Source organism: Mesorhizobium huakuii (genome assembly GCF_030160235.1).
Classification (GTDB): domain Bacteria; phylum Pseudomonadota; class Alphaproteobacteria; order Rhizobiales; family Rhizobiaceae; genus Mesorhizobium; species Mesorhizobium huakuii.
This window is the reverse complement of record NZ_BSNY01000059.1, coordinates 1-10,885: the sequence shown is the minus strand read 5'-3', so window position 1 is coordinate 10,885 and position 10,885 is coordinate 1. Positions and strand designations below refer to the sequence as shown.

Sequence of the window (10,885 nt, the reverse complement as noted above, 5' to 3'; positions counted from 1 at the left end):
CACCAGATTCTCATCCAGATTGTCGCGCGCTTCTCATCAGAATTGTCGCGCCACACCCTTCCCGCAAACAGCCGGCACGCGCTTGGGGGCCGGTGCGAAGACGTACGTCTAACTCAAAAGCAACAACTTCGTCTTAGCCACTTGCAACAAAGTTCATGCGTGTTGCAATCGGTACGCTCCATCAGCAACAAACGGTACCCGTTTCCAATTGCAACGGTAAACCACCAACTGATGATGACAACGCGGGCCAGTTTTGCCGCAACTGCAGGCTCTCCGCGTTCACTCACTCGCTCAGCTTCAGTGCCGAAACCGCACCTTTTGGAACTTATGTGTCGGCCAACATCTGGGAATTGCCGCTGATTTTCATAGGCTTGGCTCGATCGAGGCGTGTTGCCTTGGGCTGATGGCCAACGCTACGCCGCGTAAATGACGACAGCAAAACGTGAGATCGAACTGGCCATTGACGTCGCGCGACGCACGCCGGAGCGCTGCTTTAGCCCGCATGGGCTGTGATCAGAACGCCTTTATTAAAATCCGTCCGTATCACGCTGATTCATAAGGAATTTCGATCACCATGCCGTCATGGGCCGGGGTTACGTTGGCCGGTACTTCGCCCTTGACCTTGGCATAATCGAGCGGAACGTGCATGTGGGTCAGCACGGCATTCCTCGGTGTCAGCTTGTCGATCCAGCCGAGCGCTTGGCCGAGCGACAGATGGCTGGGATGGGGATTATACTGCAGCGCGTCGATGACCAGCATTTCCAGGCCGCGCAGCCGCTCGGCGGTGGCGTCGGGAAAGTCGCTGATATCAGGGCAGTAGGCCAGGCCGCCAATGCGGAAGCCGAGCGAGATGATGTCGCCATGGATCTGCGGCAGCGGATCGAGGGCGAGGGCACCCCCCTCGCCTTCGATCACGACAGGCTTTGCGTGGTCGATGATATGTGCCCGCACGATCGGCGGATAAGAACTGCCCGGCGGTGTCTCGAAGCAATAGCCGAACGCCTGCCGCAGGCGCTGCATCGTCGGCTGGTCGGCATGGATGTCGATCAGGTGGCGCTGTTCGAGCACATAACCGCGAAGATCGTCGATGCCGTGGATATGGTCGGCATGGGGGTGAGTGTAGACGACCGCGTCGATACGTTTGACCGAAGCAAGCAGCATCTGTTCGCGGAAATCCGGCCCGGTGTCGATGACCACGGTGGTGCGGCCGCCATCGGCGGCGATCCGCTCGACCAGCGCTGCCGTGCGCATGCGCCGGTTCCTCGGATTGGCCGGGTCGCAATTGCCCCAGTCGCCAGTGATGCGCGGCGTACCCGGCGACGAGCCACAGCCGAGAATGGTGAGGCGCAGCCGGTCGGTCATCGTTCAGGCGCGCAATTCGGCGGGCCGCGGCATCTTGCCGAACAGCCGGAAGAAATTGCTTGTCGTCAGATCGGCGATTTCGGCTTCGCCGACACCAACCGTCTCCGCCAGCACACGTGCCGTGTGCGCGACATAAGCCGGCTCGTTGCGCTTGCCGCGAAACGGGATCGGCGCCAGATAAGGTGCGTCGGTTTCGACGAGCAGCCGGTCATGCGGCACGTCGGCGGCGATGGCGCGCAATTCGGCCGAGTTCTTGAAGGTCAGGATCCCCGAGAACGACACATAGCCACCGAGCGAGACGCCCACCTCGGCCAGCCGGCGTCCCGAGGAGAAACAATGCAGGATGAAGGGGAAGGCGCCCTTCCCTGTTTCGTCATCGAGAATGGCTGCCATGTCGTCATCGGCATCGCGCGAATGGATGACGAGCGGCAGGCCGGTCTCGCGAGCGGCGGCAATGTGATTGCGAAAGCCCTGCGCCTGCGCGTCGCGCGGCGCCTTGTCGTAGAAATAGTCCAACCCGGCTTCGCCGATTGCCACCACCTTCGGATGGGCCGACAGCCGGATCAGGTCCGCCGACGTCACGTCCAACTCCTCCGCCGCATTGTGCGGATGGGTGCCGACCGAGCAGTAGACTTCGTCGAAAGTTTCTGCGATTTCAAGTATTTGTGGAAAGCGCTTCACGCGCGTCGAGATTGTCACCATGCGGCCGATTCCGGCCGCTTTGGCGCGGGCGACAATGGCCGCCCGCTCCTCGGCGAAATCTGGGAAGTCCAGATGGCAGTGGCTGTCGACGAGCATCAGGCGTTCGCGCCCGGCTGTTCGACATAACGCGGAAACACGCCTTCCGGCACCGGCAAGGCAGTCCCCGATAGCAGCGCCTGGTCGGCGTGGACATGCACGAACTCACGCTTGTCCGCGGGCACCGCCAGCAGGTCGAGCAGCTTCGCCGCCGACCCCGGAATGAAGGGCTGGCACAGTACCGCCACGCGCCGCACCAGTTCGGCGGTCGTCCACAGCACCGTTTCCATGCGCTCCGGATTGGTCTTCTTCAGCGCCCAGGGCTCCTGCCCGGCGAAGTAGCGATCGGCTTCCGCCACCACGGCGAAGATCGCCGCCAGCGCCAGATGGATGCCTTGCTCGGCCATCGCCCTGCGCGCGGTGGCCAGGGCCGCCACCGCTTGATCCAGGATCGCGCTATCGGCATCCGTCAGCTCGCCGCGCTTCGGCACCACGCCGCCGCAGTTCTTGGCGATCATCGACAGCGAGCGCTGCGCCAGGTTGCCGAGGCCATTGGCGAGATCGGCGTTGGTGCGGTTGACGATCGCGTCATGGCTGTAGCTGCCGTCCTGGCCGAACGGCACCTCGCGCAGGAAGAAGTAACGCACCTGGTCGAGACCATAATGCTCGATCATGGCGAACGGATCGACGACATTGCCGACCGACTTCGACATCTTCTCGCCGCGGTTGAACAGGAAGCCGTGGGCGAAGACACGCTTCGGCAGTTCGATGCCGGCTGACATCAGGAAAGCCGGCCAGTAGACCGCGTGGAAGCGCACGATATCCTTGCCAATGATGTGCGTGGCCGGCCAGTACTCCCACTCCTCGGACTTCGTGTCCGGATAGCCGGCGGCGGTGATGTAGTTGGTCAAGGCATCGACCCAGACATACATCACATGCTTGTCGTCGCCAGGCACCGGTACGCCCCATTTGAAGGTCGTGCGCGAGATCGACAGGTCCTTCAGCCCGGATTTGACGAAACTCATCACCTCGTTGCGGCGCTCGGCCGGCCCGACAAAGTCGGGTTGGCTTTCATACAGCGCCAGCAGTTTGTCCTGATAGGCGGAGAGCCTGAAGAAATAACTTTCTTCCTCGTTCCATTCAACCGGCGAGCCAAGCGGTTCGCGGCGCACGCCATCCTCGCCGAGCGTGGTTTCGCTCTCGTCGAAATAGGCTTCCTGGCGGACCGAATACCAGCCGCTATAGCGGTCGAGGTAGATGTCGCCATTGGCGGCCATCGCCTTCCAGATCGCCTGGCAGGACGCGTAGTGGCGCGGTTCCGTCGTGCGGATGTATTCGTCGTTCGAGCCGCCCACCGCCTCGGTCATCGACCGGAAGATCGCTGAATTACGGTCGGCAAGCGCCTGTGGCGTGATGCCTTCCTTCTCAGCCGTCTGCTGCATCTTGAGACCGTGTTCGTCGGTGCCGGTGAGGAAGAACACGTCCTTGCCGTCGAGGCGCTGGAAGCGGGCCAGCGCATCGGTTGCAATGACCGTATAGGCGTGGCCGATATGCGGCTTGCCGTTCGGATAGAAAATCGGTGTCGTCAGATAGTATTTTTCGCGTGACATGAATGAACCGTCATGAATGTCTGAATGGAAGCCGTGGCGGTGGATATCGCATCGGAATGGCGATTGCCATCCCGAGCCCGACGCATGCCGCCCAAAAATGCCCCCGGTTTCGGAGCAAGGGCATGCATCAAAAAAAGGCCGTCACATTCGCATCGCAGAATTCAGCCGGTCGATCATGGTCAAGGCGTGCTGCTTCTTGTCGAGATTGTAAGTGTCGGTCTCAGATATAGCCTCCAGCGCCTCATGCCAAGTGTCCGACAATGTTTTCGCCCTTGCGAGGTCGCCGGCGAGCGCGGCCTGGCTTGCGGCGTCCGACAAAAGGTCGAGTGCCCGGCGGTTGAAGATGTCGAACTGGATCGCCTGGTCGCGGCCGGCGACTGCTTCGGCGAGCCGATAGGCTCCGCCGATGTCGCTCCTGCCCTTCGCCACCAGCGCGTCGAGCGTCTCGGCGATCTCCAGTCCGCCATACTGCGTCAAAAGGATCGCGTTGCGGGCGCTGCCCCCTGCCCGCTCGACCAACGCCGCCCGCGCGGCCGGGTCGTCCGGCGGCGGCGGTTCGGCGGTCTCCAGCACCGCCAGCAACTCATCGGCGTCGAGCGGTGTCAGGCGTATCATCTGGCAGCGTGAGCGGATCGTCGGCAGCAGGCTGCCCGGCGCATGGACGATGAGAATGAAAAGCGTTCGCGCCGGTGGCTCCTCAAGATTCTTCAGCAAGGCATTGGCAGCATTGGCATTCATGTCGTCGGCCGGATCGACGATGACCACCCGGTAGCTGCCGTCATGCGAGGTCATCGACAGGAAGCGGCTGACCCGGCGGATCTCGTCGACGGTGACGACCGTCTTGAAGCTCTTGGTCTTGTCGTTCATCGGCCGGGTCAGATGCAGCACGCCAGGATGTGCCCCGGTCGCGATCTGGCGAAACAGCGATGAGGCCGGGTCGGGACTGGCCAGGCTTTCCGGCGCCTGCTCGAAGGCCGGGTGCTTCAGGAGGTGATGCGCCAGGTGGAAGGCCAGCGTTGCCTTGCCGATGCCGACCGGCCCAGCGAAGATCAGTGCATGCGGCAGCTTTCCCGATCGATAGGCGGCGGCGAGCATCTCGGCCGCCTGCCTGTGCCCGACCAGACGGGGTGTTTCGGACGGTTCGGGCACGCCGTCCAGCGTATCATGCTGTTCCGGCGCGATGCGTTCGAAGATCATACCGGTGCGGCCTGCCTGTTGCGCGCGGGCGCCCTCGCCTCCAGCGCCGCGAAGACGGCCGCGGTGACGACGTCCTCCACCGTGTTGGGATCGGCGGAGGCGTCGACGACGATGCAGCGTTCAGGTTCGGCCGCGGCAATCGCCAGAAAAGCCTCGCGCCGGGCCTGATGAATGGCCAGTGTCTCCTTTTCGAAGCGATCGGCGCCGGCCTCGCTGCCGCGTCGCAGCGTCGCGCGCTTGAGGCCCTCGGCCGGATCGATGTCGAAGATCAGCGTCATATCGGGCATCATGCCGTTGATGGCGACCTGTTCCAGCGTGGCCATGAACGCCGGGTCGATGCCGCCGGTGACGCCCTGGTAGACGCGCGAGGAATCCAGAAAACGGTCGCACAGCACGATCGAGCCGCGCTCGACAGCCGGCCGAATGACCTGCTCGACATGGTCGGACCGCGCGGCGGCAAAGAGCAGCGCTTCCATCTTCGGTCCGAATGGCTCGGCGGCACCCGAAAGCAGCACATGCCGGACCGCTTCGGCGCCTGGCGAGCCGCCGGGTTCGCGCGTCAGCAGGACATCATACTTCTTGGCGCGCATCTTCCTCGCCAGCCGTTCGATCTGCGTCGACTTGCCTGCGCCCTCGCCGCCTTCGAAGGTGATGAAAAATCCGCGCGCCAATCGAAAGGGCCTTTGTCCAGGTGGATTGTTGCGCTCTAGATAGTCCGCGTTCGGGAAAACGTCCATGCCGTCGGTGCTATCGCAGCCAGCCGATCGCCAGTTCCTTGACGGCATCGAGCGCGCGCTGCGGCAATGTGCCGACACCGATCGATTCGGCAGCGAAAAGCGGCGTCTCCTGGCTCAGCGTGTCGCCGATCCAGACGCGCAGCGCACCCACCGGCTGGCCCTCCTCCACGGGCGCCGCAACCGGGCCGGTGTAGACGATCCTGGCCGTCAGCTTGTCGCGGTTGGTGATCGGCAGGAAGATGTCGATCGGCCCCTTTGCCTTCAGCGTCACGCCGGATTTCGCACCGCCAAAAACCTGGGCCTCGCCGACCACCTCGTCCCTGGCGAAGATCTCGGTCTTCTCGAAGGAGCGCGCGCCCCAGTCGAGCAGCTTTCGCGCCTCCTCGGCACGCTCCTTGTCGTTGGCCAACCCGCTCATCGCCATGATCACACGCGTGCCGTTGTGACTGACCGAAGCGACAATGCCGAAGCCTGATGCCTCGCTCGCGCCGACAGCCAGACCGTCGGCGCCGATGTCCATGGCCAGCAGCGGGTTGCGGTTCTTCTGCGAGATCTTGTTCCAGGTGAAATCCTTCAGCCCGTAGTAGCGATAGAAATCCGGATAATCGCGCCACAAATGTAGCGCCAGCAGCGCCAGCTCGCGCACCGTCGTCCGCTGGCCGTCGGCCGGCAGGCCGGTCGAATTGACGAAGGTCGATGTTTTCAGGCCGATCTGGCGGGCGCGCTCGGTCATCTGCGCCGCAAAATTGTCCTCGGATCCGGCCATGCCTTCGGCGATGACGATGCAGCCGTCATTGGCCGCCTGCACGGTCACGCCCTGGATCAGGTCCTCGAGCCGGATCGCCGATTTGAGCTTGGCAAACATCGTCGATGTGCCCGATGGCGCGCCGCCCTTGCGCCAGGCGTTTTCGCTGACCACGAACGTGTCGTCGAGCTTGAGGCGCCCCGACTTGATGGCGTTGAAAACCACCTCCATGGTCATCAGCTTGGCCATCGAGGCCGGCGGGATCGGCTTGTCGGCGTCTTTCGAGAACAGCACCGTGCCGGTGTCGGCATCGATCATGAAGGCTTGTGTGGCCTTGGTCTCGAAAAGCTGCGCTTGGGCCGGTGCGAGGCAAAGCAGCAGCAAAGCCAGTCCCAGAAAGCCGGCAAATGGCGGAAAGGCGCGCAACTGCATGAAATCTCGACCCGTTTGCCGGTTTTGGCACAGCCAAGCTATCAGGGTTTTTTCCGCGGGATCAATCGCCCGGGTAAAATAGATCAGTTACGCACAGCCAGCGCATCGGGTGCGCCGTGCGACCATGCTGCCTGCAGCAATTCGTCCAGGCCGCCATGGCCATTGGGATAGAGATTGACCGCATACCAGTCATTGCCGTCGAGATCGGACCGCTGGATTTCCGTTCGGCCGAAGGGCTGAAGTGCCGTTGCCACGCGCTTGGCTTCGGCGGCGTCGTCGAACGTGCCGGCGGCGACATAGTCGGCATTGGACGGCGTCGCTTGCGAATTGGACTTCTTCCACGATCGCAGGATATCGGCGGGCGACATGCCGCTGTCGTCAAGCGCGGCAAAGACATCGGCGCGCTGCACGCGTTCATCCGCATAGGACAGCGAGGCCACCGCGAACGGCGACTGCGGCGGCAGGCCGATTTCCGGACGCTCCGGCACGATCGGCCCGAAGTCAGGCAGTGGCAGGTCGTCGAAAGCCGGCGCCTGCGCCGACAAAGACGGCTGCGCGGCCTGGCCAGAATCCGTCAGCTGACCGGGGAACGGCACGGCGGCCGCGCCCACCGGCACGCTTGGCGACGGTCCGTTCATGGCCACCATGACGCCGGTCGGCAGGCCGTCCGACGGATCCGGGATCCTGTTGCCCGGGTGGTACGAGCCCATCAGATACTGGTCGTCGTTGCCATCGAGCGGTGCACGACCGACATATTCGACCTTGACCTTCGCGGTGCCGACCTTGTCGTAGTCGAGCATCTGTGCCGCGCGCTCCGAGACATCGATGATGCGGCCCTCATGATACGGCCCACGGTCGTTGACGCGCACGATGACCGAACTGCCGGTTTCGAGGTTGGTGACACGGGCGTAACTCGGCAGCGGCATGGTCGGATGCGCGGCGGTCAGTTGCGCCGTGTCATACACTTCGCCATTGGCGGTCAGCCGGCCATGGAAGGCGTCGCCATACCAGGAGGCCAGGCCGACCTTGGCGTAGTGCCGATCTTCCTTGGGATAGTACCACTTGCCGCGCACCTGGTAGGGTTTGCCGAGCTGGTCGCGACCGCCGCCGCGCCGCATGAAATTGACGCGCGGGCTCGCCTTCACGCCATATTCGGTTTCGGCGAAATATTCCTTCGAGCGATGCTTGGGATTGACCATCGCCTTCGGCTCAGGCTGCGATGCGCAAGCCGCCAGCAGAGCAGCCGACGCAGCCAACAGCGTAAGCGTGGAAGCGCGACGAAGACGCTGATGCGTCGTAGCCTGCATTGTCCTGAAATCCCCTACAGTCTCAATCAAGACGCCGTCATTTGAACAGCAGAGGAGCCAAAGCACTCGCTCGACAATACCAACGGCACCCTGAACCCCGATCCTTTGTGCACAGGAATTGTTTATCACGGTATTAATCGATTGTGGCCGGAACCGGGCAAGATTGTGGCGCCGCCCTTCCGCGCGGGCTGCTGAAGGAAGATGCGCGGCCACGCATGCCGGTTGACAGGCCTTTGCCGGGCACACTAGAGCAGTCGAATGTGACTGATGTCACTGGAGGGATGGCCGAGCGGTTTAAGGCACCGGTCTTGAAAACCGGCGTGGGCGCAAGTTCACCGTGGGTTCGAATCCCACTCCCTCCGCCACAAACGTCAGAGACCTATTGTGCCGCGCTTCAGGGCTTCTTCGCCCTCGGCGTGATCTCCTCGACCGACCCGCGCCTTTACGCCATCCTGACGCATCGCCTGCTCCAGCACCTGGGCCTCGCCTTCATCCTTCGCTGTCAGGATTGTGCTCCAGTGCCTTGCCGAAGACGCTTACAATGTAGGTTGTGACGGACTTATCAAGACTCGTCAGAGCCTTACGTCCTTCGTTCGCACGTTTCGCCTATATTGGCACGAGCGCATATCTTGCCATGCGGCGCCTAGAGCGGAGGCCCAAATGGGCGGCTATAAGGCCTGGCATGATGCTATTCACGACCATCAGGTCGAATGTTTCGCTTCGGAGAACGGTTTGACTGCGGACCTGGTCTGGGAGTTGATCCTAAAACACGGTAACAGCCGCAAGGCCGTGATCAAGGCTGCGCAGGGTTTAAAACGTGATGTCAGGCAACACAGCCGATCAGCACCCAACTCCCCTGCGGAGCCGACGCCGCCCCTGACGACGAGCGTGGGCCGACGAAAGCAATAGCCGGCTGCCCCAAGGAAGCCCCTGTCGGCCGACGGCCACCGCTGCCCAGTCCCAGCAATCCCAGCCGCTGGCGCTTAGGTCTCTCGCTTGACGCTTCAAACGTCGGCTTGCAGTCGCGGTTCCACTCCCGCGCCGACCCGGTCACGATCTTGAGGGCGCGCGGATCCAGCCTATCGCCAAGCTTGCGGCTAATGAATTCAAGCCTTGGAGGGACGGCCGAGCGGTTTAAGGCACCGGTCTTGAAAACCGGCGTGGGGCAAGTTCACCGTGGGTTCGAATCTCACTCCATCCGCCGCAATGGCAATAAAATAAACGTTAATACTTGCGCATCGCACGTGCCATAACCTGCGCCATACTCCAATTGCTGACACTCCCCTACCTGTCCCGTGCCAATTGCGGTGGCAAATCATTCCTGCGACTATTGGTAAGTCCGCGCGACGTGAAAGCAACTTACCCAGGGAGAGGACAATGGCTGACAACAAGAAACTTAGAGGCAAGCAGGATCGGGCGAAGATAGCGCTGAACGAGCCCTACGAAGTGAACTACTTCAAGCGAAAGCACGACATTACGAAAGAGCAGGCGGAAAAGATCATCAAGGATACCAAGGGTAACCGACAGAAGGCGAACGAAGCGGCTCAGAAACTGAAGTAGCTGGACCTTTGAATTGCAATCATGAGAGAGACGCGGCCGTTCTATCGCGTCTTCACCGTCACCAAGTATGAGGCTGCAACTCAGCAGATCGAGGCGGCCATCGCTGCTTTCCACGCCGGCCAGCTCGCTCTGGCCATAACCCTGGCCGGCGCTGCGGAAGACATGAGTCCCGGCAAGGAGGGCGGTCTTTGGGCCAGCCTCCGCGATAACCCGTCCCGGCTCAACGAGACGCGCGACTGGCTCAAGCATGACAGACCTGGGCAAACCAGGGCCTTGGTCGCCTTTGAAGCTGGCCTGTTCATCCTGAGGGCAATGGACAAATGGGAGCCGTGGACGCCGCCAATGCTGGCGTTCAAGGATCTGTGGTTCTCATCCCCGAAGTTGATGCGTCCCGAAGACTATTCCCCGGAAGTATGAAAAGGCCCGCTACCGAAGCAGCGGGCCAAGTGCTCGAGGATGGTGATCAATTCATCGGCGAGTGCGATTCCCCAAGCAGCCGACGCGAGGCTTCCCGTGCTCTTGTCGCGTTCGCCATCGCCACCGTCGTGTCGGCAGTGACGATGAACTTCGCCACGCACACCTGCTCTTGGCAGTCATGGCCGCGCTGGGAGGCGAAGTAAGATACCCTGAACAGGCTTGGCGAGACCTCCTCGGCGCGGCCAACACCTTGGACAAAGGTGTCGAGGATGACGGCTGGTTCAAGCGGATCGCAACGGTCGGCCATGGCGGAATAGCTCAAGGGTATCTCCTCCATCAGCTTACCCGCAAATGCGTTCGCGTTTGCCATATTAGGTTTCGCGCATGAATAGGAGTAGGGTCTTCATTGGCGCGCACTAGGCATGGGGCAGCAGCCAACTCCAAAGAGCGGGAGCTGACCGTTGTGACGCGCAGATCACCCTGACGCTCGCGAGGGGAGTAAGCAATGCGCATCCATTCAAGCCGTGTATTTTTGGCATCTATTGCCGTCGCTTGGGTATCTGCCGCTGTGGCAGCTGACAAAACCGATGAGCAGCTGATTGAGAATGCGATTTCGGCAGCACCTGAGGCAGTCGGCAAAAACGCCGCTGTTGTGAACTGGGAGATGAAGACGCTCAGAAAGGGCACGAACGGCTTCACTTGCATCCCTGACGATCCCGGCACGAGCTATGCTGGAATTTGGGTGACGAGGCTGATCAAGCGGCGCTCTGCGGCTTCAAT

At 62.0% G+C, this 10,885-nt stretch carries 11 protein-coding genes, 1 tRNA gene and 1 pseudogene; 5 read left to right on the top strand and 8 right to left on the bottom strand.

Annotated features, from left to right (window positions below):
* Positions 1–543: 543 nt before the first annotated feature.
* From QQK95_RS30970 to QQK95_RS30940, 7 genes are all read right to left on the bottom strand, one after another.
* Positions 544–1,362: an MBL fold metallo-hydrolase gene (locus QQK95_RS30970; protein ID WP_284278282.1), complete on the bottom strand. Its 819-nt coding sequence runs from the start codon at positions 1,360–1,362 to the stop codon at positions 544–546.
* Between the two features lie 3 nt (positions 1,363–1,365).
* Positions 1,366–2,160, bottom strand: coding sequence for a TatD family hydrolase (locus tag QQK95_RS30965; protein WP_284278281.1), 795 nt, complete (start codon positions 2,158–2,160; stop codon positions 1,366–1,368).
* Entirely contained in the window at positions 2,160–3,710 is a 1,551-nt protein-coding gene (gene metG, locus QQK95_RS30960; protein ID WP_284278280.1) for a methionine--tRNA ligase, read from the bottom strand. Before metG ends, QQK95_RS30965 begins: the two co-directional genes overlap by 1 nt.
* A 141-nt stretch (positions 3,711–3,851) precedes the next feature.
* Positions 3,852–4,907, bottom strand: a complete 1,056-nt coding sequence (locus QQK95_RS30955; RefSeq protein ID WP_284278279.1) for a DNA polymerase III subunit delta' — start codon at positions 4,905–4,907, stop codon at positions 3,852–3,854.
* Positions 4,904–5,578 carry a dTMP kinase gene (gene tmk / locus QQK95_RS30950; RefSeq protein ID WP_284278278.1) on the bottom strand — a complete coding sequence of 225 codons (675 nt, stop codon included), beginning with the start codon at positions 5,576–5,578 and terminating at the stop codon, positions 4,904–4,906. The genes QQK95_RS30955 and tmk overlap by 4 nt, the downstream gene beginning before the upstream one ends.
* 76 nt (positions 5,579–5,654) lie before the next feature.
* Positions 5,655–6,821: a D-alanyl-D-alanine carboxypeptidase family protein gene (locus QQK95_RS30945; protein WP_284278277.1), complete on the bottom strand. Its 1,167-nt coding sequence runs from the start codon at positions 6,819–6,821 to the stop codon at positions 5,655–5,657.
* 83 nt (positions 6,822–6,904) lie between these two features.
* The gene (locus QQK95_RS30940; protein WP_284278276.1) at positions 6,905–8,128 is read right to left on the bottom strand and encodes a septal ring lytic transglycosylase RlpA family protein; all 1,224 of its coding nucleotides are present in this window, start codon (positions 8,126–8,128) and stop codon (positions 6,905–6,907) included.
* 275 nt (positions 8,129–8,403) lie between these two features.
* On the opposite strand from QQK95_RS30940, the gene QQK95_RS30935 reads away from it, so the two are divergent.
* The 4 genes from QQK95_RS30935 (at position 8,404) to QQK95_RS30920 (ending at position 10,105) form a co-directional block, all read left to right on the top strand.
* A tRNA-Ser gene (locus QQK95_RS30935) sits at positions 8,404–8,493 on the top strand.
* A 295-nt stretch (positions 8,494–8,788) separates the two neighbouring features.
* Positions 8,789–9,037 (top strand): hypothetical protein, encoded by a 249-nt coding sequence (locus tag QQK95_RS30930; RefSeq protein ID WP_284278275.1) that lies wholly within the window; start codon positions 8,789–8,791, stop codon positions 9,035–9,037.
* Between the two features lie 468 nt (positions 9,038–9,505).
* Positions 9,506–9,688: a DUF3606 domain-containing protein gene (locus tag QQK95_RS30925; RefSeq protein ID WP_284278274.1), complete on the top strand. Its 183-nt coding sequence runs from the start codon at positions 9,506–9,508 to the stop codon at positions 9,686–9,688.
* Positions 9,689–9,709: 21 nt separating this feature from the next.
* Positions 9,710–10,105: a hypothetical protein gene (locus tag QQK95_RS30920; protein ID WP_284278273.1), complete on the top strand. Its 396-nt coding sequence runs from the start codon at positions 9,710–9,712 to the stop codon at positions 10,103–10,105.
* 46 nt (positions 10,106–10,151) lie between these two features.
* Here QQK95_RS30920 and QQK95_RS30915 read toward each other — a convergent pair whose 3' ends face one another.
* Positions 10,152–10,475, bottom strand: coding sequence for a hypothetical protein (locus QQK95_RS30915; protein ID WP_284278272.1), 324 nt, complete (start codon positions 10,473–10,475; stop codon positions 10,152–10,154).
* A 135-nt stretch (positions 10,476–10,610) separates the two neighbouring features.
* On the opposite strand from QQK95_RS30915, the pseudogene QQK95_RS30910 reads away from it, so the two are divergent.
* A pseudogene (locus tag QQK95_RS30910) lies at positions 10,611–10,885 on the top strand (hypothetical protein); the annotation flags it as partial.

What these genes read in the sequence shown, in the direction of transcription:
- QQK95_RS30930 (WP_284278275.1), top strand. Translation starts at nt 8,789, where the DNA reads ATGGGCGGCTATAAGGCCTGGCATGATGCTATTCACGACCATCAGGTC.
- QQK95_RS30920 (WP_284278273.1), top strand. Translation starts at nt 9,710, where the DNA reads ATGAGAGAGACGCGGCCGTTCTATCGCGTCTTCACCGTCACCAAGTAT.
- QQK95_RS30970 (WP_284278282.1), bottom strand. Translation starts at nt 1,362, where the DNA reads ATGACCGACCGGCTGCGCCTCACCATTCTCGGCTGTGGCTCGTCGCCG.
- QQK95_RS30925 (WP_284278274.1), top strand. Translation starts at nt 9,506, where the DNA reads ATGGCTGACAACAAGAAACTTAGAGGCAAGCAGGATCGGGCGAAGATA.
- QQK95_RS30940 (WP_284278276.1), bottom strand. Translation starts at nt 8,128, where the DNA reads ATGCAGGCTACGACGCATCAGCGTCTTCGTCGCGCTTCCACGCTTACG.
- QQK95_RS30915 (WP_284278272.1), bottom strand. Translation starts at nt 10,475, where the DNA reads ATGGCAAACGCGAACGCATTTGCGGGTAAGCTGATGGAGGAGATACCC.
- metG (WP_284278280.1), bottom strand. Translation starts at nt 3,710, where the DNA reads ATGTCACGCGAAAAATACTATCTGACGACACCGATTTTCTATCCGAAC.
- QQK95_RS30965 (WP_284278281.1), bottom strand. Translation starts at nt 2,160, where the DNA reads ATGCTCGTCGACAGCCACTGCCATCTGGACTTCCCAGATTTCGCCGAG.
- QQK95_RS30955 (WP_284278279.1), bottom strand. Translation starts at nt 4,907, where the DNA reads ATGATCTTCGAACGCATCGCGCCGGAACAGCATGATACGCTGGACGGC.
- QQK95_RS30945 (WP_284278277.1), bottom strand. Translation starts at nt 6,821, where the DNA reads ATGCAGTTGCGCGCCTTTCCGCCATTTGCCGGCTTTCTGGGACTGGCT.